General features: G+C 72.2%; 21 protein-coding genes and 1 tRNA gene. 8 read left to right on the top strand and 14 right to left on the bottom strand.

Going from position 1 to position 24,689, the window contains the following annotated elements:
• Positions 1–10: 10 nt before the first annotated feature.
• The 3 genes from POL72_RS36590 to glnE form a co-directional block, all read right to left on the bottom strand.
• Positions 11–1,417, bottom strand: coding sequence for a carboxypeptidase-like regulatory domain-containing protein (locus tag POL72_RS36590; protein WP_272101447.1), 1,407 nt, complete (start codon positions 1,415–1,417; stop codon positions 11–13).
• A 438-nt stretch (positions 1,418–1,855) separates the two neighbouring features.
• Positions 1,856–2,398 carry a hypothetical protein gene (locus POL72_RS36585; protein WP_272101446.1) on the bottom strand — a complete coding sequence of 181 codons (543 nt, stop codon included), beginning with the start codon at positions 2,396–2,398 and terminating at the stop codon, positions 1,856–1,858.
• A gap of 48 nt (positions 2,399–2,446) precedes the next feature.
• Entirely contained in the window at positions 2,447–5,608 is a 3,162-nt protein-coding gene (gene glnE, locus POL72_RS36580) for a bifunctional [glutamate--ammonia ligase]-adenylyl-L-tyrosine phosphorylase/[glutamate--ammonia-ligase] adenylyltransferase (protein WP_272101445.1), read from the bottom strand.
• Between the two features lie 125 nt (positions 5,609–5,733).
• Here glnE and POL72_RS36575 point away from each other — a divergent pair, with 125 nt between their 5' ends.
• Positions 5,734–6,489: a metallophosphoesterase family protein gene (locus POL72_RS36575; protein WP_272101444.1), complete on the top strand. Its 756-nt coding sequence runs from the start codon at positions 5,734–5,736 to the stop codon at positions 6,487–6,489.
• Positions 6,490–6,692: 203 nt separating this feature from the next.
• Positions 6,693–7,625: a GGDEF domain-containing protein gene (locus POL72_RS36570; protein ID WP_272101443.1), complete on the top strand. Its 933-nt coding sequence runs from the start codon at positions 6,693–6,695 to the stop codon at positions 7,623–7,625.
• 145 nt (positions 7,626–7,770) lie between these two features.
• Here the strand turns inward: POL72_RS36570 and POL72_RS36565 are convergent, their stop codons facing one another.
• The 3 genes from POL72_RS36565 to fni form a co-directional block, all read right to left on the bottom strand.
• Positions 7,771–8,148 carry a response regulator gene (locus tag POL72_RS36565; protein WP_012234398.1) on the bottom strand — a complete coding sequence of 126 codons (378 nt, stop codon included), beginning with the start codon at positions 8,146–8,148 and terminating at the stop codon, positions 7,771–7,773.
• Between the two features lie 2 nt (positions 8,149–8,150).
• Positions 8,151–8,996 (bottom strand): GAF domain-containing protein, encoded by an 846-nt coding sequence (locus tag POL72_RS36560; RefSeq protein ID WP_272101442.1) that lies wholly within the window; start codon positions 8,994–8,996, stop codon positions 8,151–8,153.
• A 225-nt stretch (positions 8,997–9,221) separates the two neighbouring features.
• Positions 9,222–10,310 (bottom strand): type 2 isopentenyl-diphosphate Delta-isomerase, encoded by a 1,089-nt coding sequence (gene fni / locus POL72_RS36555; protein ID WP_272101441.1) that lies wholly within the window; start codon positions 10,308–10,310, stop codon positions 9,222–9,224.
• A 172-nt stretch (positions 10,311–10,482) separates the two neighbouring features.
• Between fni and POL72_RS36550 the strand changes: the two genes are divergently transcribed.
• Together POL72_RS36550 and argH are read left to right on the top strand one after the other, a co-directional pair.
• On the top strand, positions 10,483–11,448 hold the full coding sequence (locus tag POL72_RS36550) for a hypothetical protein (RefSeq protein ID WP_272101440.1): 966 nt from the start codon (positions 10,483–10,485) through the stop codon (positions 11,446–11,448).
• Positions 11,449–12,741 (top strand): argininosuccinate lyase, encoded by a 1,293-nt coding sequence (gene argH / locus POL72_RS36545; RefSeq protein WP_272101439.1) that lies wholly within the window; start codon positions 11,449–11,451, stop codon positions 12,739–12,741.
• Between the two features lie 116 nt (positions 12,742–12,857).
• Here the strand turns inward: argH and rpiA are convergent, their stop codons facing one another.
• The 7 genes from rpiA to POL72_RS36510 form a co-directional block, all read right to left on the bottom strand.
• Positions 12,858–13,556, bottom strand: a complete 699-nt coding sequence (rpiA, locus tag POL72_RS36540) for a ribose-5-phosphate isomerase RpiA (RefSeq protein ID WP_272101438.1) — start codon at positions 13,554–13,556, stop codon at positions 12,858–12,860.
• Between the two features lie 26 nt (positions 13,557–13,582).
• The gene (locus tag POL72_RS51400; RefSeq protein WP_272101437.1) at positions 13,583–14,230 is read right to left on the bottom strand and encodes a phospholipase D family protein; all 648 of its coding nucleotides are present in this window, start codon (positions 14,228–14,230) and stop codon (positions 13,583–13,585) included.
• Positions 14,227–14,670, bottom strand: a complete 444-nt coding sequence (locus POL72_RS36530; protein ID WP_272101436.1) for an acyl-CoA thioesterase — start codon at positions 14,668–14,670, stop codon at positions 14,227–14,229. The genes POL72_RS51400 and POL72_RS36530 overlap by 4 nt, the downstream gene beginning before the upstream one ends.
• A gap of 5 nt (positions 14,671–14,675) precedes the next feature.
• Complete coding sequence (locus tag POL72_RS36525) at positions 14,676–15,251, bottom strand: DUF3501 family protein (RefSeq protein WP_272101435.1); 576 nt, start codon at positions 15,249–15,251, stop codon at positions 14,676–14,678.
• Positions 15,252–15,285: 34 nt separating this feature from the next.
• Positions 15,286–16,644, bottom strand: coding sequence for a heterodisulfide reductase-related iron-sulfur binding cluster (locus tag POL72_RS36520; protein WP_272101434.1), 1,359 nt, complete (start codon positions 16,642–16,644; stop codon positions 15,286–15,288).
• Between the two features lie 169 nt (positions 16,645–16,813).
• Entirely contained in the window at positions 16,814–17,242 is a 429-nt protein-coding gene (locus POL72_RS36515) for a rubrerythrin family protein (RefSeq protein ID WP_272101433.1), read from the bottom strand.
• 82 nt (positions 17,243–17,324) lie between these two features.
• Positions 17,325–17,864 carry a Fur family transcriptional regulator gene (locus POL72_RS36510; protein WP_272101432.1) on the bottom strand — a complete coding sequence of 180 codons (540 nt, stop codon included), beginning with the start codon at positions 17,862–17,864 and terminating at the stop codon, positions 17,325–17,327.
• 430 nt (positions 17,865–18,294) lie between these two features.
• On the opposite strand from POL72_RS36510, the gene rpsU reads away from it, so the two are divergent.
• From rpsU to POL72_RS36495, 3 genes are all read left to right on the top strand, one after another.
• Positions 18,295–18,519 (top strand): 30S ribosomal protein S21, encoded by a 225-nt coding sequence (gene rpsU / locus POL72_RS36505; protein ID WP_012234386.1) that lies wholly within the window; start codon positions 18,295–18,297, stop codon positions 18,517–18,519.
• Positions 18,520–18,736: 217 nt separating this feature from the next.
• On the top strand, positions 18,737–19,840 hold the full coding sequence (locus tag POL72_RS36500) for a glycosyltransferase (RefSeq protein ID WP_272101431.1): 1,104 nt from the start codon (positions 18,737–18,739) through the stop codon (positions 19,838–19,840).
• A gap of 207 nt (positions 19,841–20,047) precedes the next feature.
• A tRNA-Pro gene (locus POL72_RS36495) sits at positions 20,048–20,122 on the top strand.
• 148 nt (positions 20,123–20,270) lie between these two features.
• On the opposite strand, the gene POL72_RS36490 is transcribed toward POL72_RS36495, so the two are convergent.
• Entirely contained in the window at positions 20,271–21,875 is a 1,605-nt protein-coding gene (locus tag POL72_RS36490; RefSeq protein WP_272101430.1) for an amidase, read from the bottom strand.
• Between the two features lie 89 nt (positions 21,876–21,964).
• Here POL72_RS36490 and hrpB point away from each other — a divergent pair, with 89 nt between their 5' ends.
• On the top strand, positions 21,965–24,688 hold the full coding sequence (hrpB, locus tag POL72_RS36485) for an ATP-dependent helicase HrpB (RefSeq protein WP_272101429.1): 2,724 nt from the start codon (positions 21,965–21,967) through the stop codon (positions 24,686–24,688).
• Position 24,689: the final 1 nt, after the last annotated feature.

Here is a 24,689-nt window from a genome sequence, read left to right as displayed (position 1 = left end):
GCGAGGCAGGTCACTGGGGGATGGGGATCGGCGGCGGCTCGTCGTCGGGCACGATGCAGGACGACAGGTCGAACAGCATGAAGAGCAGCGCCTTCTCCTGAGCGCTCAGCTCCTCCGTGGAGCACCCCCCCGGGAAGGGCGGGCCCGTGAGGTCCGCCGCAGAGACATGGATGTCCGTGAACACGAGGCGCCCGCACTGCTGATCTTCTGCGGCGTCGACGGGCGTGTTGAAGGTGAAGTACTGGACCCCGGGCGGCTCGGGTTCATCGTAATAGATCCACCGGGTCGAGATGCCTTCGGTCACGTCGCTCACCGTGTGCTGCGCGCCGTTGATCACGATCTCGCCGGGGACGTCCGACGCGCCGACGTTGACGAGCCACTCCGCGAGGGCTTGCCCCTTCGGGAGCGTGGTGTCCACGCGCGCCGTGAGGGGGCTCTCCGGGTCCTCGATGTTGTTGTCCCAGACCGCCGTGTCCGGGAACGGCGCCGGCCCCTTCTTCAGCCAGACGTTGTGCCAGTGGGACGCGAACACGCGCCCGCCGAGCGAGGTATAGTCCAACATGGCCTGGCGCGCGGGGCCGGGCTTGTCTTCCTGGTGCGGATCGCCCTCGCAGGCGAGGATCACCATGTCGTACTGGCGCAGGGCCTCGACGGTCCCCCAGAGGCTCGTGGCCGGGGTGAACTCCACGCCTTCATTCAGGCCATCCGCATAGCGCGTCGTCACCACGTGATCGACGTCCCCGCGGCCGGCGAACAGGTTGATCCGTCCGGTCCCGGTCTCCGGCGTGAACTCGCTCTCATCGATCCCGAGCTTGTGCAGCAAGCACTCGAGCGGATCGGCGCCGCCCGTCGTGAGCGCGATCTTCGGGATGTGCCCCTCCGATTGGTTGCGCGGCAACCGGATAATCCCGGCGTCCGTCGCGGTGTCCTCGCATCGCTTGACCACGGGGAGCGTCATCTCGCGGCGCCATTTGCCCACCTGGACCACCAGCGGGATGTTCTCGCCGACCGGCACGTCCTCCAGGACGAACTTTCCTTCCGTATCGGTCAGCGCCGTCACGAGGGGTGAGCCGGAGAGCGTCGCGCTGCACTGATCACAGGTCGCGCCGTCGGGGATGGGATCGAGCGGCGCATTCGGGACGTAGACGATCACGTTGTAGAGCGGCAGTTTGCCCGAGGGGTCGTATACGGTGCCGCTCACCGTGGTCTTCGCCCCGTTCTCGCATTCGACCTGCTGGCACTCGAGGCCCTCGCAGTCCCCTGCGCCTCCGACGCCGCTCCCGCTGGCGATCGCCGGGAAGCCGCCGAAGCCACCGCCGCTTCCACTCCCGCCGCCAGGCCCGAAGCCGCCAGGCCCCGCGCCGCCGGATGCTATGGGCGCCGTGCCCCCGGTATCTCCGCAGGAGCATCCAGCCATGACGCCCGGTGCTACAGCGATCGCAGCCATCAAGACTCCCGCCTTGCCCGACCAAGTCACCATTTCGAGCCTCCCGGCGACGCGAGCAAAGGTGCTCTGCTGCCGCCCAGTCTCTAGCGTATGCCAGACTGTAGAAATCGGGAAGTATGTCCAGCAAAGAGCAGGAATGGAGCGATGGGTTATTAGGGCGAGTCCTGATACCTCTGACTACCGCGTCCGCGGAGGACACGCGTGTCGCGCGGTCGGACGGCCTGGACAGCGGATCTCCGTGCGTCCGACATGGTGCGTGACGCAATGACAGAGGGATTGACGGATAGATGATTCGTGACGAGCGCGTTGCCCTGGCGCTCCGCGCAATCGCGCCGCGAGCGAGGCCCCGCGACGAGCGCCTCTCGCGCCTCCGGCTCGCCTCAGCCCGCTTCGGGCCGGGCCGGCGGATTACTGCGGATCGACGCGGGTCAGCCCGAACCAGAGCACGGCGTGCCACCGCTCGTGCCACTTCAGCAGCATCGGCCCGATCGCGAGCCCGGCCTCCACGGTCCGCAGCTCGTCCTTGAGCGCGCTCACGGGCCAGGGATTGCCGAACGCCTTCTCGCCATACGTCAGCGCGAGCGTCGGCTCGCCGTCGAGCTCCGAAGGGAGCAGCTGCGCCTTGAAGCGGCACACCCGGCTCCCGAAGACCACGTTGGTGCCGGAGTTGCCGCCATGGTCGAACTCGTTCCCTTTCCAGGGCATCCAGCGCGACGCGAGCGCCGTGATCAGCGGGCGCGTCGCCAGGTGGATCCCGGCCGTCGGCTGCAGGGCGAGCAGGCGCCCTCGCGGTAGATCGCCGAGCTCCGCCGGATCCGCCGGCTTCCCTGCCTCGTAGAACTGCCTCAGCGTGCCCGGGTGCGCGCCGACGAGGCTATCGAGGGAGGTCGTCCTGGTGCCATGACGGTGCCCGACGGACGGGCGTGCGCTCTGCTCGCTCTGGGTGGTCATCGGAGCGCCTGGCATTCCACCGCGTCCGACAAGGGTCAACGGCAACCGTCAGCGCTCGTCTTCGCCCGGTTCCCCCGGTTCCTTCGGTTCCCCCGGTCCCCCCGCGCTCGCCGTGTTCGCCTCTCGCGCCTCGCCGAGAGACGCCGCGCCGCCCGCGACGATCGCCTCGTACGCCCGGCGTACGCGCTCGGTGATCGCGCCGTAGCGCGCGAGCAGCTCGCGCGCGGCCTCGGCCGCGGTGCGGCCCCGGATGCCCGTCCGACGCGCGAGGGTCGGGACCCCGGGCGCGTCCTCCTCGAGGAGCTGCGAGGCGTCGGCGTGCACGATGCGGATCCGCTGCTCCAGCTTGCGCAGGAACGCGTGGCCGTCCCGGAACGTCTCGGCGTGCTGGGCCGAGAGGTGTCCGGCCGCGGCGAGCGCTTCGATCGCCGCGAGCGTCTCGGTGGACCTGACGCGCGGATCGGCGCCGTGCCGGATCTGAAGGAGCTGCACCGCGAACTCGATGTCCGCGAGGCCGCCCCGCCCGAGCTTGAAGTCGCGGCGGCCGCGGCGCTCGTGCGAGAGCTCGAGCTCCATGCGCAGCCGGAGCCTGTGGATCTCCTCGGCGATCCGATCGAAGTCGTCCGCCTGGAGGTACGCGGCCTCGTGCGCGATGGCGATCGCCTCCGCCCCGAGCTCGGGATCGCCGGCCGACGCGCGCGCCCGGATCAGCGCGAGCCGCTCCCAGATCGCCGCGCGCATGTGCCGCGCGCCGGGCGACGACTCCGGCTCCGCGGGCGCCGGGGAAGCCGCGTCGGCGCGGCGGATGCCGTGGTAGCGAGCGAACGAGTCGACGGACGTGACGAGCAGCCCCTGGCTGCCGGACGGGCGCAGGCGCGTGTCGAGCTCGTAGCCGGGGCCCGCCGCGTGCGACATGGAGATGAGCCGGATGATCTGCCGCGCGCGCCGCGCGTAGTACGTGCCGGGGTCCGACGCGGCCCCGTGCTCGCCGGGCGGCGCGCACGCCGGGTCGAACAGGAAGAAGACGTCCAGATCCGAGCCGTAGCCGATCTCGCGGCCGCCGAGCTTGCCCATCGCGATCACGGCGAGCCCCCTCACGGGCTCGCCCGCCGGCGTCCCCAGCGCGAAGCGCGTCGCGGCCTCGAGCGACGCGTCGGCCAGATCCGAGAGCGCCAGCGTCGCCTCGCGCGTGCCGACCTCGCCGCTCAGGTCGGCGAGGCCGACCTCGATGGTGACGCGCGCCTTGGCGCGCCGGAGCGCCCCGATGAGCGCCTCCTCCGGATCCTCGTCCGGCGACGCCTCGCTGAGGCTGGCCTCGATCGTGTGTCGGATCAGCTCGGCGCTCGGCGCGCCGCGCGCGAACAGGACGGCGTCGACGAGCTCGGGGTACCTCACCATGGCGTCGCCGATGAACGCGCTCGACCCGAGCGCCTCGACGAGCCTGCGGAGCGCGCGAGGATCGTCGCCGAGCATGCGCGCGTAGACGGAGGAGTGCCTGATGCGGGAGAAGCACAGCCGGAGGAAGCGCGCGGCCTGCTCCGGATCGGCGGCGTCGACGACCGCGGCGAGCAGCGTCTCCGCGAGGGACGAGGACGCCTCGCGGCTGCGCGCGCCGAGCAGGCCGTCCGGGTGACGCGAGAGCTCGAAGAGATCGTCGGCGACGTCGCGGAAGCGCGCCGTCAGGGACGCGTGCGGCTCCGGCGGCGCGGCGGGCTCGGGCGCGGCGCCGGCCGCCGGCTCGCCGCCGAGGACGAGCACGGCGTGCTTCGCCAGCGCCTCGGCGAACGCGTCGCGATCGCCGTGGTCGAGCGCGGCCATCGCGTCGATCCACCGCGACGGCCGGGAGCTCCCCTTCGGCAGGAGCGACAGGAGCCGGGCCTTGATGCGCCCCCGGCGCTGCGCGGTGTCGGCCAGGAACGCCGCGGCGTCCTCGAAGCGCAGCGTCCGCGCGAGGCGCGCGATCTCCGCCTCGCTGTCGGGGAGGAGGTGCGTCTGCACGCCGGTCGCGGACTGCACGGCGTGCTCCGCGCGCCGGAGCGCGAGGTAGCCCTCCACGAGCTCCCGCCCCTCCCGGTCGGTCACGTACCCGAGGGCGCGCAGGCGCCGCAGGCCGTCGAGCATGCCCTGCGCGCGCGCGCGGGGCTCGCGCCCGCCCCAGATGAGCTGCAGGGCTTGCACGAAGAACTCCGCCTCGCGGATCCCGCCCGGGCCGAGCTTCAGGTCGCGCGACGCGTCGTGCGGGAGCTCCGCGCGAGCGCGCTCGACGAGCTCGATCATGTCGACGGCGAGCTGCGGATCGACCTGGCGCCGCCACACGAACGGGCCGAGCACCCCGAGCGCCTCGGCGCCGAAATCGAGATCGCCGGCGATCTCGCGGGCGCGGAGCAGCGCGGCGCGCTCCCAAAGGCGGCCGAACGACTCGTAGTAGCGCTCGGCGGCGGCCAGCGAGTTGACGAGCGGACCGCTGCGGCCCTCGGGGCGGAGCCGGAGATCCACGCGCCAGACGAAGCCGTCCTCCGTGACCTCCTCGAGCGTCGACGTGAGGCGGCGCGCGACGCGGGCCCAGAAGTCGTGCAGGGTGACCGAGACGGCGCGGTCGCCGGGCGGGCCCACGTGCCCGTCGTCCGTGTCATAGAGGTAGATCAGATCCACGTCGGAGCCCGCGTTGAGCTCGTCGCCGCCGAGCTTCCCCATCCCGAGCACGACGAACTTCGAGCGCGCGCCCGTCGCGGTGCGCGGCTCTCCGAACCGCGCGGTCACGGCGGAGACGGCCTCGGCGAGCGCGACCTCGATCGTGGCCTCGGCGAGGGCGGTGAGCTCGCGCGCGGTGACGTCGATGTCCGCGCCGCCCGCCGACGGCGGGAGCAGCTCGCGCAGCGCGACGCGGATCCGCTCCTCGCGCGCCACGCGCCGGAGCTCCCGCCGGACGCGGTCCGTGTCCGAGACGTCGCCGACGCGGCTCCGGATCCGCGCCAGGTACGTGGCGCGATCGCGCGCCGTCTGGTGGCCCTCCGCCGCGAGCCGCTCCACGATGTCCGGATTTGCCTCGATGATCGCGCCGATCGCGGGGTAGGCGGCCGTCAGGAGCGCCGCGATGGCGAACGGCATCGTCCCGGGACGAAGCCGAGACGACAGCCGCTCCGCGCGGTCCTTCACGCGTTGCTCATCGATCGCGCTGGCGATCTCCAGGAGCCTCGAGACCTGTTGCATGGCGGGAGGCTAGCAAGACCGTGGGGGCGTGAACGGCGGTTCCGCAGGGCCCGACCGCCGGTTTATCGCGACCTGGCCCCACCTCGCGCCTTGGCGGCGTCGCTCTCAGATCCTATGCTCGCCGGGTGCGATTGCTCTGCGTCTCGGATATTCACGGCCACGCCGACGCGCTCGCGGCGGTCCTGGCCACGGCCGAGCGCCGAGGGTACACCCAGCTCCTGGTCGCCGGAGATCTCTGCTTTCCCGGCCCGAAGCCGCTCGAGACGTGGCGCCGGCTCACCCAGGCCAAGGCGGTTTGCGTACAGGGCGTATCGGATCGCGCCCTGGCGACGCTGGACCTCGACAAGGTCAGGGCGCGGAGCGAGCACGAGCGAGCGCGGCTCGATCGCCTGTCCCAGACGCGCACCGAGCTCGGCGAGCTGATCCTTGCGCGGCTGGCGCGGCTCGCCCCGACGTACCGCCTGCCGCTCGAGGACGGCGGCGAGCTCGTCCTGGTCCACGGCTCCCCGGCGGATCCGCTCGAGCCGATCTCTCACGACATGACGGACGAGGAGGTGCTCTCCCTGCTCGGCGACGATCCGGCGGATGTCGTGATCTGTGGTGGCTCCCACGTCCCGTTCGATCGGATGGTGGGCGGCGTGCGCATCATCAACGTCGGCTCGGTGGGTGAAGCGCCGTGCTCGCTGCGGAGCGACGTACGGGGCGCCGTTGATCACGTGCGCGTCGGTGCGCGCGCCCCTGGCGAGCTTGGCGAGCTTGTGCGGAGCGGCGGTTCCGTCACCGCGTATGGCGCGATGCACGCCGACGCGACGTTCATCGAGATCCGGGCGGGCGAGCTCTGGGTCGAGCAGGTCGTGGTGCCACTCGGCAGGGCTGCGTGAGCGCGCGGGTGAGCAGGTGCGCGGGTGCGCTCCGTCGGGAGCGACGCGCAAGTCGTGGGAAACGCTCGAACCACGCGGACCACGCGGACCACGCGGACCGCGCGCGACGCTCCGTCACGCACCCTACCCGACAGGGAACATCGCCTGTGCCATGCCCTCCCGCTTGAACCTATTTCAAGGATTTAGGATCATCCTCAGGGAGCATGGGCAGCTACCTCCCCGACGATGACTTCGAGGCCACGCGGGTGGCCAACGTTGGGGAGCTCCACAAGGAGATCCCGGCGCGCTCGCCGAAGGACCGCGCCTACCTCATCGTGCTCGCTGGCTCGAACGTCGGCGAAATGTACCGGGTCGAGGGCGCCGAGATCGTGATCGGCCGGGCATCCGGGGCGACCATCCGGCTGAACGACGACGGCATCTCGCGGCGCCACGCGCGCCTCCTCCAGATGGACAGCCAGGTGCTGATCGAGGATCTCAACAGCTCGAACGGGACGATGGTGAACGGCGAGCACGTCACGCGCCTCGCCCTGCACGACGGCGACAAGATCCGCCTGGGCTCGACGACCATCCTCAAGTTCACCTACCACGACCACCTGGATGAGTCGTTCCAGCAGCAGATGTACGACGCCGCGCTGCGCGACGCCCTCACCAAGGCCTTCAACAAGAAGTATTTCCTGGATCGGCTCGAGACCGAGGTCTCCTATGCCCGGCGGCACGGCGCGCACCTGTCGCTGCTCATGTTCGACGTCGATCATTTCAAGAGGATCAACGACACCTTCGGGCACCTCGCCGGCGACTACGTGCTTGCGAGGATCGCCAAGATCGCGAGCCACACGGTGCGGACCGAGGACGTGTTCGCGCGCTACGGCGGTGAAGAGTTCGGCATCCTGTGCCGCGGCGTGGGGCTCGAGAACGCGGGCATCCTCGGCGAGCGGCTGCGCCTGCTCATCGAGGGGTCGGTCTTCGAGCACGAGGGCGTTCGCATGCCGACGACGATCAGCGTCGGCGTAGCGGCGCACCCCGAGCTCTCGGTGCAGAACGGCATGGAGCTCATCGCGGCGGCCGATGAGGCGCTCTACGAGGCGAAGCGCACCGGCCGCAACCGCGTGCTCCTGAAGTTCGGCGCGAAGCCGTAGAGCGGGGCCCGGATCATCACGACACCGACCAGCGCGGCTGCGGCCGCGCGACGCCGCCGCGCCACCCGGCGCGCCGGGGCATCGGAGGATGCGCCCGCAGAACGCGGGGCGACCGGGCGACAGCGCTCGGCCGCTGGCGCGCGCCTCAGTCGATCTTGAGGAGTTCCTTGACCTTGGCGATGACCTGCGGGGCCTGGATGGGCTTCGTGATGTACGCGTTCGCGCCGAGCTGCAGCGCGCGCTGACGATCCTCCTGAGACCCCTCGGTGGTGATGATGATGATCGGGGTGTCCTTGTGGACCGGATCCGTGCGCACGCGCTTGACGAGCTTGAGCCCGTCCATGATCGGCATATTGATGTCGGTGATGATCACGTCGTACTTGGTCGAGGCGAGCTTGCGGAGACCGTCGACGCCATCGTCCGCCTCGGTGACGCGGAGGTTCTTCACGCGCGCCAGCGCGAAGACCAAGAGCTGCCGCATCATGGGCGAGTCTTCAACGATCAGACACGAGTACTCGGCCATGATCAGTCCTCCAGGTCCAGGAATGCCTGGACGCCAGGCACCTTCCGGCCGGCGTCGGTGAAGAGCCGCGCGTTGATGAGGGCGGGGGCGGCCTGGGCCCCGAGGAGCTTGAAGAGCTCGGTGTCCACGTTCACGAACTCCGTCTTTTGCGGGAGCGTGCTGAAGATCGCGATGACACCCACGGTGCGCCCGTTGAAGTCGAGCGGGATCACTGCAGCGGGATCCTCGATGCTCCCCTTGGAGACGTCCTTGGTCTCGTCGAAGAAGATTTCCCCCTTCGAGAATGCCTGGCCGACGACGCCTTCGGTCACCGGCATGCGCACGATCTCCTCGACCGCGACGCCTTCGCTCGCGATCGAGACGAGCTCTTTACCATCGGGAGACGCCAGGTACACGGAGAAGGCGCCCGCCCCGAGGAACTGCGCCAGGAGCTCCTTCAGGTTGCGGAGGACATGGCGCACGTTGCGCGCCGCGTGCAGCTGCGACAGCGCGACGTACAGGTTCGCGAGGTTCGCGAGCTCTCCCTCCGCCTCCGAGTAGCGGCTGTTGAAGCGGTCCGAGGCCGCCACCATCCGCACCGACTGCGTCACGAGGTCGCGCTTCTCCTGCTCGAGCTCCTCGATCTTGCGGAGCAGATCACGGATGGCCGAGTCGCTCGCGAGGTGCGCGCGGAGCTTGCCGTTCTCCGACTCGAGCTCGGAGATCTTGTCGCGAAGGCGCTCGTTCTCGCGGAGGAGCTCCTCGGTCAGCTGCGCCCCCTTGCGGAAGAACTGCTGAATGAAGGCATCGCGCTCCTTCTTCAGGTCCTCGGGGGGACGATCGCTCGGACGCCCTTTTTTCTCCGTCATTTTATCCCGGGGTTCTCCAGAGCTTCGGACCGTATCATGCGGGGCTGACCGGACGGAAGCGTCGAGCGCGGGCCAGAGGGGTGCCCGGCGCCCCCGCCGAGGGCAGCGACCGGCAGCCGCGTCGCCGTCCCCGCGGACAACGTCGGTTCGGCCCCGCCGGCCCTACCCCGGGGACCGGACCCCGCCGTCTCGGCCCCCCTGCCCCCGTTGCCCCCACCGCCACGACTACGCCCTCTCCAGCTGCTTCATCTGCTTCAGCAACCTGGTCCACCTGCGCAGCTCCCGTCCGAGCAGCACGGGTGACTTCTGGAGCGACGCGATGTCGCGCGCCCCGACGAGCAGCATGACCGCCCGGAGCTCGGCCTCGACGGTCTCGAGGTACCGCACCGCTCCGTCCCGTCCCCCCGAGACGAACGCCTGGAGGACCGGACGCGCGATCCCGGCAGCATGCGCGCCGAGGGCAATCGCTCGAGCGATGTCAAGGCCGCTCGTGACGCCCCCGGTCGCGATGATGGTCTTGAAACGAGGACGGATAGCGCGGGCGATGAGCACCGAGGCGGCCGTGGGCACACCCCATTCGCGCAGCGCCTCACCGAGGGAGCGGGCTGCGCCCTCGGCGCGCGCCGTCTCGACGGCGACCCAGGACGTGCCTCCGGACCCGGATACGTCCAGATCGCGGATGCCCGCCCGGACCAGGCGGTACGCCGTTCCCGGGCCGATCCCGCAGCCGGTCTCCTTCGCGATGACCGGTACGCTGAGGCCGCTCGCGAGCCGGGCCATCGCGTCCAGCGCGCCGGCGAAGTCCCGGTCGCCGCCCGGCTGGACCAGCTCCATCGCGGGGTTCATGTGGACGCAGAGCGCGTCGGCGCCGACCTGGGCCACGAGCTCGGCGACCGCCTCCGTCGACAGCGATCGCGCCTGCACGGCGCCGATGTTCCCGAGGAGGAGGGTGGTCGGAGCGTGCGCGCGGACCTCGTACGTCGCGGAGGCGTCGCCGTTCAGCATCGCCCGCTGGCTCCCGAGCCCGAAGCCGTACCCGCGCTCCTCGGCGATCTGCGAGAGCTCCCGGTTGATCGCGTGCGCGCGCTCCGTCCCTCCGGTCATGGCCGCGATCAGGAGCGGAGCGCGGAGCCGCTTCCCGAGCAGCAGCACCGAGGTGTCGATCGCGTCGAGGGAGAGCTCCGGCAACGCGTCGTGGATCAGCTCGACCTGCTCCAGCAGCGTGGTCTTGGCTCGAAACCCGACATCACCGGTCGCGCAGAGCTCGATGTGGTCCGCTTTCCTCTCGGAGATGTCCTTCGCCTCTTCCGTCATGGGGGCACAACTTTACGCGGTCGCCGACCGCCGTCGAAAAGGAAGTGGCATGGACAAAGAAACGCCAAAATTCGCCCCCCCGGGCCAGGCGTTGCCGCCCGGTCCGCCTTCTGCTGTAGCTACGCGGGAACTACCGCGCGACCGCCGCGCGGCGCTGGCATACAGTAGCTGTATGGACCTCCCGGACGAACCGCAGATCCGCTGGATCCTTCGCACGACCGCAGCTCTCCTCCAGCACGGCGCGGAGCCGGTGCGCGGGCTGGTGCAGCCGACGGTCGAGTTCTTCCCGGACGCGTTCGACGGCTCGCCGAAGACGGTGGCCGCCCTGATGGTGCGGGTCCAGGAGCACGCCGGGCTCCAGGATCTCCCGGTGGAGCTCGCGGTGGTCACCCCGGAGGGGCAGGCCAGCACCGTGAGCTGCTCGAGCGGCGCGTGCGGCGGGATGGCGCTGGAGTCGAAGCTGGAGCGCGTCGCCCCGCGCGGCGACGGCGGGTACCGGGTCGCGCTCTCCGCGGGCGAGCTCCGCAACCCCACGGTGCTCACGACGGCGTTCGTGCGCGCCGTGGCGTACATGTTCCTGAGCGAGGCCGGCGCCTTCGACGCGCTCGTGCCGTCGGACCGCGAGCCCGCCGTGGATCTCGCCGCCGTGCTGCTCGGCTTCGGCGTCCTCGCGACGAACGGCTCTTACCTGTACGCGAAGGGCTGCGGCGGCGTGCAGGTGCACTCGGCGACCAAGATGCCGGTCGACGAGCTCGCGCTCGCGCTCGCCGTCTACTGCCGGCTGCACGACGTGCCCGATCGGACCGCCGCGCGGCACCTCGACGTGACGCCGCGCGCCCACTTCGACGAGTCCGCCGTCTGGGCCAGCTCCAACGCCGCGCTCGTCCGCATGCTGCGCGCCGCGCCGGACCGGATCGCCGCGGACGACTTCGCGATCGGCGAGTCGAGGAGCTGGCTGGCCCGCGCGCTCGGCCTCGGCAAGCGCCGGCCGGCGCGGACGGCGGACGACGAGCTGCGCGAGCTCGAGCGAGAGCTCGCGCCCGCGGCCGGCGCGGCGAAGCCGCGACCGCTGGACGAGGGCAAGGCCAAGAAGCTTGCCGAGATCCGTGCTCTCGTGGACGAGAGCCTGGGGAGCTGAATGAGCGTACGACTCTGGGACAAAGGGGGCGCGACCGACGCCCAAATGCTGCGTTACACCTCGCGCGACGACTGGCAGCTCGATCAGCGCCTGCTCGCGTACGACCTGCGGGCCACCGTCGCGCACGTCCGCGGGCTCGCGCGCATCGGCGTGCTCAGCGAGGCGGAGCGGGACGCGCTCGTCCGCGAGCTCGAGGTGCTCGAGGCGCAGAACGAGGCCGGCGAGCTGCGGCTCACCGAGGACGACGAGGACGGCCACAGCGCGATCGAGGCCGCGCTGGTCGCCCGCATCGGCGACGCGGGCAAGAAGGTGCACACCGGCCGGAGCCGCAACGATCAGGTGCTCGTCGCCACGCGCCTCTACGAGCGCGACGCGCTGGATGAGCTCGCCGAGAACGCGACGGCCGGCGCCCGCGCGCTGCTCGATCTCGCCAGGCGCGAGGCGGAGACGCCGATGCCCGGCTACACGCACCTGCAGCGGGCGGTGCCGTCGTCCGTCGGCTACTGGGCCGCCTCGTTCGTCGAGGGGCTCACCGACGCGATCGACGTGGTGCGCGCGACGCGGGCGCTCGTCGATCGCTGCCCGCTCGGGGGCGCCGCGGGCTTCGGCGTGAACCTCCCGCTCGATCGCGTCGGCGTCGCGCGCGAGCTCGGGTTCGCCGGCGTGGCGCTGAACCCGCTCGCGTCCCAGACGTCGCGCGGCATCATCGAGGCGCAGATCCTCGCCGCCGCGTGGCAGGTGATGGCCGTGAGCCGGCGGCTCGCGTGGGATCTCAGCCTGTTCGCGATGAGCGAGCTCGCGTTCATCCGCCTCCCGGAGGCGTTCACGACCGGCTCGTCGATCATGCCGCAGAAGCGCAACCCCGACGTCGTCGAGCTCATGCGCGCCGCGTGCTCCGTCGTCCAGGGGGCGCTCGCCGAGGTGCAGTCGATCGTGGCGCTCCCGTCGGGCTATCACCGCGACCTCCAGCTCACGAAGGGCCCCACGATGCGCGGGCTCGACGAGGCGCTCGCGACGTCGCGCCTCTTGCCCCGGCTCGTCGAGGGGCTCGCGTTCGACCGGGAGCGCATGGCCCGCGCGATCACGCCGGAGTGCTTCGCCACGGATCGCGCCGTCGAGCTCGCCGTGGAGGGCGTCCCCTTCCGCGAGGCCTACCGCAAGGTCGCGGCCGAGATCGCGGCGCTGCCGGCCGGGGACGCCGCGGCGAGCCTCCGCGCGCGCGTGTCGCTCGGAGCTCCGGGCAACCTCGCGCTGGACGATCTGGCCCGCAGGCTCGATCGCCACGCCCGCTAGCTCCGCCCGTCAGAGCTCCCGCGGCGGGCGCGCGCCGCGCCGTCGCCGCCCGCCCGAGGTCCGGGGCCCCGGCTTCGCGTGTCAGCGATCCCTGATGGGATTCCTGACACGCGGAGCTAGCGCTGCCGCGTCAGCTCGCGGACGGCGCCCGCCTCCGCCACCAGCACGAGCGTCGCCATGTCGAGGAACAGCCCATTGTCGACGACGCCGGGGATCTTGCGGATGCGCGCGTCGACCGCTGCCGGCGCGTCCATCGGGCCGAACGCGGTGTCGAGGATCCAGTTGTGGTTGTCGGTCTGGAAGGGGTACCCGTCCGCGTTCTTGCGGATCGACGGCTTGCCTCCGAGCGCGGTCAGGTGCCGCGCGGCCGTCGTGCTCGCGAAGGGCACCACCTCGACGGGGATGGGCACGCGCGAGCCGAGCTTCTCGACGAGCTTCTCGGGCGTGACGAGGATGATGAACTCCGCGGCCTCGTAGGCGACCACGCGCTCGCGGAGGAGCGCGCCGCCGAGGCCCTTGATGAGGCCGAGGTCGGGCGCCACCTCGTCGGCGCCGTCGACGGCGACGTGGAAGCGCTCGACCTCCTCGAGCGACACCATCGGGATGTTCTCGCGGCGGGCGAGCTCCGCCGAGCGCTCCGACGTGGCGACGCCCTTGATCTGGAGCCCGCGGCGGACGCGCTCCCCGAGGCGGCGGATGAAGGCCTCGGACGCGCGCCCGGTGCCGAGCCCGAGCAGCATCCCGCTGTCCACGCGCGCGAGCGCGGCATTGGCGATTCGATCGAGGTCGGAGGGGTCCGGTCCCGCGGTGCTCATGCGCTGCTCATCGGCCATCGGGACCGTCAGCGCAACGGGATTTTGTCGAGCTCGTCGAGCGGCCCCGGGCAGAGCGGCCGGAGCCTGCAGCCCTTGCACTCGGCGCCGGTCCAGATCGCCTCGAACGTCGCCTGCATCTCGTCGAGCAGGAGGTCGTCGTCCGTGAGTACGCCCGCCTCGAAGTTCCGCCGCCCCTCGCCCTTCGCCCCGAGCCCGGCGCCTGTGAGGTTCGCGGAGCCGAGGTACAGGAGCGCGCCGTCGACGGCGATCATCTTCAGGTGGACCCGCGGGCAGCGGCGCATCTCGATCGGCGGCCGGGGCCGCCGCCGGAGCTCGGCGCGGAAGGCGCGCGACGGGACGCCGGCGTGCAGCAGGCGCAGCTCGACCCCCCGGGCGGCGAGCGCGTCAAGCAGGTCGAGGAACGACATGTACCGGCCGCGCGCCCGCGCCCTCGATCCGATGGGCGCCTCCACGCGCAGCTCCTTCACGTTGGCCGTCGCGATCCACACGGACACGCGCGCGTTCGCGACGGCGCCCATCACGAGCGCGTCGTAGTGCGCCCTGTCGCGGAGGAGCGTCAGCTCGACGCGCCGCTTCAGCGGCGATCGCGCCTTCGCCTCGGGTTCGGTCCTCGCGCGTGCCCGCGCCCGCGGGCGCGCCGGCCGAGCGCTCACGCCCGTCGACCGGCGCTGGAGGGCGCCTGCTCGAGCTCGAGGTGGGCGCTGAGCAGGGCCCGGACGTCCTCCGGCATCGGGACCGACACCAGCTGCACGAGGTCGGTGGTCACCACCGTGTGCCGCAGCTCCGCCGACAGCACGCCGTCGTGGGCGCGGTGCATGCGGTACCGGAGCGTGGCGCTCCGCCGGCCGATATGGACGACCGACGTCTCGATCCGGAGCGCCTGGCCGTAACGCACAGGCGCCGCGTAGTCGGCCTCGACCCGCACCGCCGGCAGCCCGATCCGCCGCTCGAGGATGAGCCCGGCGTAGCCCCCCTCGAGCGGCGCGAAGAACCGCTCCATCGCCTCGTGCGCGTAGTTGAGGAAGCGCGCGAAGAAGACGATGTTCGCGGCGTCGACGTCTTCGAACTTGATCGGGCGCTCGAGGGAGACCATCGCGGCTAGGACAGGTCCTCGGCGAGCTTGTCCAGGGTCGCCCTCCCGAGCGGCGCCTTCACCGCGTAGCGCGGGTGCCCGACGACGATCGATGCCGTCGCCTTCCTCGCCTTGATCGCGGCCTGCGCATCGGCCGGGAGATCCGCCTTGAGGTAGTGCACGGCCGTCGTGCGATCCTCCATCGACCCGTCGCGCTTGCCGAGCGCCCGCGCGGCGACGCCGTCGACCTCGATCGACACCGTGTCCTCGAGGCCCACCAGATCGACGAGCATCCGGTCGCGCAGCGCTCGATCGGGGATCTCGACGAAGAGCGTCATGCTGAGCTGCCCTGCGCCCGGGATGAGATCGTTGTACGTCTCGATCTCGTGGAGGATGCCGCTCTCGCTCGTGATGCGCTCGGTGCGGAGCATCTCCTGGATCTGGAAGAGCACCGAGTCACGGTTCTCGAACACCGCGGTCAGGTGGTCTCCGATCCGCACGCGGCGGGGCCGCTTCTCCTGGATGATGCGGCTCCGGAATCGCTCGCGGATGGCCTCGTATTCGCCGATCCCGAGCACCTCGTTGCGATCGATGGGACGCATGACGCTCCTCTCCTTGACGACTTCGGACCGAGATTCACGGCGTCGGACCGAGCCCGTACGCGTGGGCGAGCGCCTCGACCGGGTGCAGCACCTTCGCGCCGTTCTCCTTGACCATCCTGAGACCCGCGAGGGTGCAGTCGCTGACGATGACGTCCGCGCCGCCGACGCCGCGCACGAGCTTCGACGCGTACTTGCGCCCGGTCTCGTAGTGGGCCGCCTTCATCCCCCATGTGCCGTCGACCGCCGAGCACTGCTCGATGACGCGCACGTCGGTGTCGGGGACGACGCCGAGCACCCTGGCGCCGGGGAAGCCGATCTTCTGCGCGCGCAGGTGGCACGCGGCGTGGTACGCGATCGTGCCGAGCCCCTTCTTGAACTCGCGGTTGAGCTTCTTCTCGCGGCCGAGCTGGACGAGGAACTCCATCATGTCGACCGTCGCGGCCGCGACCTCGCGCGCCTCTGCCGTCTGCAGGTACTCCGGCCACTCCTTCTTCATCGTGTAGCCGCACGTCGGGCCGATCACGACGATCTTCCTCCCCCTGCGCACGTGCGGGAGCAGGAGCGCGACGTTGTGCTTCACCTTCGCGGTGAAGGCCGCGAGATCGCCGCCGTCGAGGTTCGGCATCCCGCAGCACGTCAGCGCCCCCGCCGGCGTGTCTCGCGGCTCGTCCGCCGAGGAGCAGCCCGGGACGTGCACCGCGTAGCCGTTGTGCTCGAGGACGCGGACCGCCGCCTCGGGGACCGCGGGCGTGTTGTACTCGCCGTAGCAGGTCGCGAAGAGCACCACGTCGCCTTGCTTGCCGGCGTCGGCCGCGGCGCCGTGCTCCGCGAACCAGGACGAGAACGGCTTGCGCGCCATCTCCGGGAGCGGGAACTCCGACGAGATCCCGGTCACCTTCTCCTGCACCTTGCGCAGCAGGCGGCTCGCCTGCACGAGGTTCGCGAGCGGCGCGACGGCGCCGGAGCCCAGCTCGCCGATCAGCTGCGGCTCGCCGAGGATCCTGTCCACCAGCGGGATGCCGTCCCGCTGGGCGCGCACCGCGCGCTCTCGCGCGAGCACGCGCGGGAAATCGAGGAGCTCGTAGGCGTGCTCGTCGGCCGTGTACGGGCACTTGATGTAGCAAAGCTTGCACTGCCAGCACTCGTCGCCGACGGCCTTGAAGTCATCGTAGGTGAGGGCCTCGGCGCCTTCGGCGACGCCGGCCTCGATGTCCCTGTCGACGCGGGCGAAGAGCGCCGGGAACGAGCCGCAGTACCCGACGCACATGCGGCATTCGTGGCAGATCTGGAACGTCCGCCGCAGCTCTGCCTCGAGATCGCGGGGCTCGAGATATCGCTCGTCGTTCGGCGATGTCGCCGGTGGACGGTCTGGTGCACGCCGGATGACGCTCACTGGTCGGCTCCTCTCAAAAGCTTCAACTTGGGGTACGGCGCGGAGGGACGGCTCGCCGCGCGGCCCGGCGCCGGACGGCCGTCGAGGTCGCGATGGCGCGTGCGCCCCGGGTCGAGTCGCCGTCGGTTCGGCGCGCCCCGGAGCGCTCGCGCTCTCGCGTCGGTCGCCCTCAGAAGTCGAGCGACTGCAGCGCCTTCGTGAAGCGCCCGGCGTGCGACTTCTCGGCCTTCGCGAGCGTCTCGAACCACTCTGCGATGTCCTCGAAGCCCTCGTCGCGGGCCTCCTTCGCGAAGCCCGGGTACATCGTCTCGTACTCGTGGGTCTCGCCGGCGACGGCGGCCTTCAGGTTCTTCTCCGTGCTGCCGATCGGCAGGCCGGTCGCCGGGTCGCCCGCCTGCTTGAGGTAGTCGAGGTGGCCGTGCGCGTGGCCGGTCTCGCCGTCCGCCGTGTCCTTGAAGAGACCGGCGACCTCGGGGCGACCTTCGACGTCCGCGACCTTTGCGAAGTACAGGTAGCGGCGGTTTGCCTGCGACTCCCCGGCGAACGCGTCCTTCAGGTTCTGGTGCGTCTTCGTGCCCGTAAGCTGCTTGGTTGTCATGGGTCGCTCTCCTTCGGTTGAACGGCTGCGATGATAGGTCCCTGATGCCCGCGCAGGTCAGCTCGGCGGCGCGGTGGATCCGCTAGACACGTCCAGGGCGCCGCGCCCCTCGAACCCCCGCGGGGCGAAATCGACTGTTCGCCGCGCTTCGCCCGGCGTCCTGCGCCTTGCCCCGCGCATTTTCGCCACCCCGGGTGTCCTTCGCGCAGGCAGCGCAGAGCCCCCGGTAGATCCGCTCGACGGCGCGGACCTCGAAGCCGGGTGCGGCCGCGAGGGGCGCGGGGACGATCTCGTCCGAACGCTCGGCGGACGGGTCGCTCGGCTGGCACGGCACATCGCGGACGAGCCCGCAGCGATCGCAGACCGCGTGATGATGCGCCGCCATGTTCGGGTCGAAGCGCGAGGCGCCTGGCGACAGCGACAGCGCGACGCACAGCCCCGCGGACGCCAGCGCGTCGAGCGTGTTGTAGACGGTGGCGAAGCTCATGGTCGGCAGCGCCGGCCGGAGCCGCTCGAACAGCTCCTGCGCCGTCGGATGCGTCGGATCGGCCGCGAGCTCGCGCACGATCGCCAGGCGCTGCGGCGTCAGCTTGAGCCCCGACGCTCGCACGCACGCCAGCATGGAAGCGATCCGGGTATCCTCCTCGACCGCCCTGCGCTCGAAGCCGACCGCGCGCCCCCGGGCATCGCGGGGCGCGGCCCCCTTTGCAGCAGCTATCCGCGAGGTAGCCACAGCGAGATGTGTACTTAGAAGGTTTCTCAGCTGCAAGTCCTAATAATTGCCGACGGACCGCCAGAAAAATCCGGGGCTGAGGCGGATTTGGGCGAAGCCTGGCGAGCCGGATGAGCTTGGCGAAACTGTCGGGGCTGACGAGACCGACGAAACAACCCGGACGTCGCGCCGCGACGCGATGCTCTGCGACCGCCGGGAGGTCTTGCGAGGCTAGAAGGCCTCTGCCATAGTGCGCGCCCCGCGCTGCCGGCCCCCGCCGGCTTGCATTCTGCCCGCCAACTGGGCCAGTTTTTTTTCCCAGCAGAGGACGCTTCTAGACATGCCGACCGACGCCATTCAGTGCAAACCGCTCGAGGTCGCCGTGGGCGACAAGGGCATCGAGCGCGCCATCAAACATCTCAAGAGGAAGATGGCTGCCGAGGGGATCCTCCGCGAGCTGAAGCGGCGTCGGCACTACATGAAGCCGTCCGTGAAGCGACGGAAGAAGGCCTCGGAGGCCGCTCGTCGCCGCCGGAAGCGGTCCAAGATGGACATGGTCGCCTAGCGCGACTGGAGCGACCAGAGCGACCGCCCCGCGCGAGAGCAGCCGGCCAAGACGCAGAAGACGCACACGGACGCTTGATTCGAGCGTCCGCGGCGTGCTCTGCGTCTTGTCATTTTGTTCGTCCAGCGGCCGCCCCGGCGGCATGGTGCAACCGCGGCTGCGCGCCTGAGCGACGCGGAGGCGGTGCCCGCGCCGCGTCCAGCCTGGCGAGGTCCCGATGCGCGCCGTGGTGCTCACGACGTCCTATCCGGTCAGCGACGAGGATCCTTCCGGCCACTTCGTGCGGTCGTCGGCGGAGGCGCTCACGCGCAGCGGCGACGAGGTCCACGTGATCGCCGCCGGGGGCTCGGTCCTCGATCCGCCTTCTCGAGAGGGCCGGCTCGTCGTCCATCATGCAGGCGGGGGCGCGCTGTTCTCGTGGCCCGGCGCCGTGACCCGCGCGCGCGAGTCGCCGCTCCGGCTGCTCTACGCGGCGCCGTTCGCGGCCGGCGTGCTCGATCGGCTCCGTGAGATCGGGCCGGTCGACCGCGCGGTGGCGCACTGGATCATCCCGTGCGCGTGGCCGCTCCTGCTCGCCCTGCCGCGCACGCCGCTCGAGGTGCACGCGCACGGCGCCGACGTCCGGCTCCTGCTCCGCGCGCCGCGCGCGGCTCGCGCCGCGGTGGTGAGCGCGCTCCTCCGGCGCGACGCGCGCTTCGTCTTCGCCGCGCGCGCGCTGCGCGATGCGCTCGCAGGCTCGCTCGCCCCGGAGCAGGCTCGCGCGCTGCACCTCGCCTCGCGCGTCGAGCCCCCCGTGTTCGATCTGCCGCCAGTCGCCGGGCGCGCTGCCGCGCTCCGTCGCGAGATCGTGAAGGGCCCCGGCGAGCGCCTCGCCGTCGTCGCGTGCCGGCTGATCCCGACGAAGCGGGTCGAGCTCGCGATCGAGGCGGTGCGCGCTGCGGGCCCCGGGTTGCGCCTCGTCGTCGTCGGAGACGGTCCGGAGCGCGGCGCGCTCGAGCGCCTCGCGAGCGGCGGCGACCTCGACGCAGGGAGCTCACGCGGCGCGGGCGTCACGGCGACCAGCGAGGGCAGCGCGGCGGTGCGCTTCACCGGCATGCTCCCGCGGAGGGAAGCGCTCGCGTGGATCGGCGCAGCAGACGTGCTGCTGCACCCTTCATCGCACGAGGCCGCCCCCACGGTGATCCGCGAGGCGCGCGCGCTCGGCGTGCCCGTCATCGCCTGCGACGCGGGCGACGTGGTCGCATGGTCCAGGAGCGACGACGGGATCCTGGTCGCGGAAGGCACCGCGCAGAGCCTCGCGGCCGCGCTCCGCAGCATCTGACCGCGCCGCTCGGATCGCGCGCCCGCGGCGTCGCGCGGAGAGCCCCGGCGTTCTCGCCGTGCGATCCGCGCCACGCGCCCCGCTGCAGCCGGCCAAACGCCCCGTCTGGAGCGAGTCTGCGATCCTCGGTGCGATCCCCTTGCAATTCCCAAGGCTTCGACTACGGTGCGCCCTCGCTCCGCAGCGAAACGAGGCGGCGGAGTGGCTCGGGGCGTAGCGCAGCCTGGTTAGCGCACTTGACTGGGGGTCAAGGGGTCGGTGGTTCGAATCCACTCGCCCCGACTGGTCCGGCGGAGAGTTCTCCGGCGGACCTTTCGGCTTTGTAGGGCTTCAGCTTCTGTCGACTGTGAACGCGCCGGACAGCGGCCGCGCGGCGGCATCATCGAGTTCCGGTGTCGTCCTGGTCAGCCGGCTCCCGGCGTTCGCCGCGTCATCCGGCGAGCGAGGGCGGTGAGACAGGCGTGACGGGCCGATCGGTCTCGCCGGCGAGCTCGTCCTCGATGGCGATCATGGCGGCCATCACCAGGTGTTCGCTGAAGGGGAAGCCGACCACCTGCACCCCGACGGGCAGCCCGACGCTCTTCGCATCGATCTCGGCGGCCCGCTTCTCCAGCCGGTCGCGCGGCCGCTCGCGACGCGCCTCCTCGGGCCGCACGCGGGTCACGGGGACGACGCCGGCCGGGAACTGCGTGAGGTTCCAGAGCATCGCGGCGCTGCCCGCGAGGACGAAGTCGCGCGACGCGGTGTGCGGCAAGGCCGGCGTGGCGTACGGCGGGCAGAGCAGCAGGTCGAGCGCTTCGGCGCGCATCGCCGACGCGATCGCGGCGCGCGCCTCGCGCAGGGCGTGCGTGGTGCGCCAGAACTCCGAGACCGACTTCGGCCCGGTGACCTCGAGGAGGCGCTGGAGCCGCCGCTCGCCCGCGAGGCCAGCGACGCGCGCGGCGGCGCGGCGCGCGAACGGCGGGAGCGAGGCCATCGTGCGGAGCGAGCGGAGCGAGACGTCGATGTCCGTCCGCTCGCTGCCGTCCTCGCCGGCGTCGAGGAGCGACAGCGCCGTCGCGCCGCCGTCCGCCGAGAGCGCCGCAAAATACGCGTAGACCGCGTCGGGGATCCCGGGCGGCGTGAACGGCACGACCGTCGCGCCCCGCGCGCGCAGGGCCGACGCCGCCTTCGCGACGGCGCGGGCGACGGCGGTCGAGGGCGGGACCAGCCCGTCGTCGCAGTAGAACCCGACGCGCAGGCGCGCCACCTCGACGCTCGCCGGCTCGACCATCGGGAGCGGCGGCACGCGCACGTCGAGCTCCGCCATCGACGCGGGATCGAGCTCGGACATGACGAGCGCGACGTCGCGGGCGCTCCTGGCCATCGGTCCGATCTGCGCGCGGATCGCCTCCTGCCCGAGGAGCGCCGTGTTGCTCCCCTTGTTGGTCCAGCGATCGAGCGTGGGCTTGAGGCCGACGATGCCGCAGCAGTGCGCGGGGACGCGGATGCTGCCGCCGATGTCCGTCCCGATGCCGAGCGGCGACATCCCCGCCGCGATGGCGGCCGCCTCGCCGCCGGACGAGCCGCCCGGGCTGTGATCGAGGCTCCACGGGTTCGCCGTCTGCCCGAAGAGCGGGTTGCGCGCCTCGTTGTACAGGAGCAGCTGCGAGACGTTCGTGCGCCCCAGGATCACGGCCCCGGCGCGGCGGAGCAGCGCGGTGACCGTCGCGTCGCTGGTCGCCCGGTGCCCCCTGCGGGAGGCGACGCCGAGCGTGGAGGCCATGCCGGCCATGTCGAGCGACTCCTTCACGGTGATCGGGAGCCCGTGGAGCGGGCCGCGGATGTCCCCGCGCCGGCGCTCCTCGTCGAGGCCGCGGGCCGCCGCGAGCGCCTCGTCGTGGAGCACCTGGGTGAACGCGTGGAGCCGCGGTTCGAGCGCGTCGATGCGGGCCAGGTGCGCCCGCGTGAGCTCCTCGGAGCTGATCTCGCGCGCCGCCAGGAGCGCGGCGAGCACGGTCACTGAAAGATGGGTCGGATCGGTCGATGCGCTCACGGCGATTCGACGAGTATCACAGGTCCGCGCGCGCCAAGGATTGCTAGGCTCCGCTGCCGCGCGCCCACCGCGCGGAGAGCGCCGAAGCCATGCAGCCGCTGCCGATCGATCCGATCCTCCCCGATCTCTGCGCCGCCCTGCGCGCGCGCCCGAGCGTGGTGCTCGAGGCCCCGCCCGGGGCGGGCAAGACGACGCGCGTACCGCGCGCGCTGCTCGACGCGGGCTTCGCGGAGCGCGGCGAGATCCTGGTGCTCGAGCCGAGGCGGCTCGCGGCGCGCCTGTCCGCGCGGCGCGTGGCCGAAGAGCTCGGCGAGCGCGTGGGCGAGACCGTGGGCTACACGATGCGCTTCGAAGAGGCGTCCAGCCCGGCCACGCGCGTCCGCTTCGTGACCGAGGGCGTGCTGACGCGGCGGCTCCTCGTCGATCGCGAGCTCCGGGGCGTGAGCGCCGTCGTGCTCGACGAGTTCCACGAGCGGCACCTCGCCGGCGACGTCGCGCTCGCGCTGCTGCGGCGCCTGCAGCGCGGCGCGCGGCCCGATCTCCGCCTCGTGGTGATGTCCGCGACGCTCGACGCCGGGCCGATCGCGGCGTTCCTCGGTGGGCCGGAGGCGCAGCCCGCCCCGGCGGCCGAGGCTGGACGCGGCCACGACGCGACGGCCGCCGGAGCCTCGGTGGCCCCGACCCTGCGCGCCGAGGGGCGGATGTTCGACGTCGCGATCGAGTACCTGCCGAGCGCCGGGGTGAGCGCGTCGACCCACGCCGCGGGCGACCGCCGCGCCCGGGCGCACTGGGGCGACAGGACGCTCGAGAGCCTGGTCGCGTCGTCGGTGCGGCAGCTCATCGAGGAGGGGCTCGACGGCGACGTGCTGGTGTTCCTGCCCGGCTCCGCGGAGATCAGGCGGGCGATGGACGCGTGCTCAGCCATCGCGAAGAGCGAGAACCTGCTGCTCCTGCCGCTCCACGGCTCGCTGTCCGCGGCGGAGCAGGACCGCGCGGTGCGCCCCGCGGATCGGCGCAAGATCATCCTCTCGACCAACGTGGCCGAGACCTCCGTGACCATCGACGGCGTCGTCGCGGTCGTCGACAGCGGCCTCGCGCGCGTGGCCGCGCACGCGCCGTGGTCTGGGTTGCCGACGCTCCGCGTCGCGCCCATCGCCCGCGCCTCCGCGGCGCAGCGCGCGGGGCGCGCCGGGCGGACGCGGCCCGGCCGCTGCCTCCGGCTCTACACGCGCGGGGATCTCGCCTCGCGGCCGGAGCACGAGGCGCCCGAGATCCGCCGGCTCGACCTCGCGGAGACGGTGCTCGAGCTCTGCGCCGCGGGGGTCACGGATCTCGAGGGGTTCGGGTGGCTTGAGGCGCCGCCCGCCGCCGGGCTCGCCGCGGCCGAGGCGCTGCTCGTGCGGCTCGGCGCGCTCGACGAGGGGCGGCGCGTGACGCCGACCGGACGGCGGATGCTTCGATTCCCGGCGCACCCGCGCCAGGCGCGGATGATCGTCGAGGCCGAGCGGCGCGGCGTCGCCGACGACGGGTGCACGCTCGCGGCGCTCGTCGCGGAGCGCGACCTCGGCGCGCCGCCGGGCGCGCGGGAGCCCCACGGTCGGAGGAGCGACGCGCGGCACAGCTCCGACCTGCTCGCCGCGCTCCAGGCCTTCGAGGAGGCGGATCGCGCGCGCTTCGCGGCGGACCGCCTGCGATGGCTGGGCGTGGACCCGGCGCGCGCGCTCACCGTGGAGCGGACGCGCAAGCAGCTCTCGCGGCTCGCCGATCACCGGAGCGCCGCGCCGCCGGAGACCGTCGAGGCGCGCGAGATCGCCCAGCGCATCGCGATCCTCTCCGGATACCCCGACCGGGTCGGGCGCCTCCGCCGGCCGACCAGCGCGACGGGTCGGACCGGACGGGAGGTCGTGCTCGCCGCCGGCGGGACGGCCGCGCTCTCCGAGGCGAGCGTCATCGACGACGTCGATCTCGTCGTCGCGGTCGACATCGAGGAGCGCAGCGAGGGGCGCTCGGCGCGCACGGTCGTCAGGGCGGCGAGCGCGATCGAGGCCGACTGGCTGCTCGACCTCTTCACGGACGCGATCCGGGACACGACGGAGGCGACGTGGAACGGCGCCGCGGAGCGCGCCGAGGTCGTGCGCCGGCTGTCGTACGACGCCCTCGTGCTCGACGAGGCGCGGCCGGCGGCGGGCGCGGGCGGTCCGCTGGCGGAAGCGGCGGCGAGGGAGCTCGCGGCGCAGGCGAGGGCGAAGGGGTGGCGGGCGTTCGTGAAGGGCGACGCCCTCGAGGGCTGGCTCTTGCGGGTCGCGTTCGTGCGCGCGCACTGCCCCGACGCAGCGTTGCCCGACGTGGACGAGGACGCGGTGCTCGCCACGCTCGAGGCGCTCTGCGACGGGCGCAGGAGCTTCGCCGAGCTCCGCGACGCCGATCTCTCGAGCGCCGTGCAGGCCTCGCTGAGCCCCGCGAAGGCGCGAGCGCTCGCCGAGCTCGCCCCCGAGTCGATCGTCCTGCCCGGCGGCCGGCGGGCGCGCCTCGAGTACGCGGCGGGCGCGCCGCCGTCGCTCGCCTCCCGCCTGCAGGACTTCTTCGGCATGGCGGAGGGGCCGCGCGTCGCCGGTGGCCGGGTGCCCGTGGTGCTGCACCTGTGCGCGCCGAACCAGCGCCCCGTGCAGGTCACGACCGATCTGTCGGGGTTCTGGGCGCGCCACTATCCCGCCATCGCGAAGGAGCTCCGCCGCCGCTACCCGAAGCACGCGTGGCCGGACGACCCCGCCCACGCCGCGCCGCCTTCGCGCGCGCCGCTCCGCAAGGCTTGAG

The organism is Sorangium aterium (genome assembly GCF_028368935.1).
Lineage (GTDB): Bacteria > Myxococcota_A > Polyangia > Polyangiales > Polyangiaceae > Sorangium > Sorangium atrum.
Note: the sequence above shows the minus strand (reverse complement) of the source record. Positions and strands in the feature narration are given on the sequence as shown.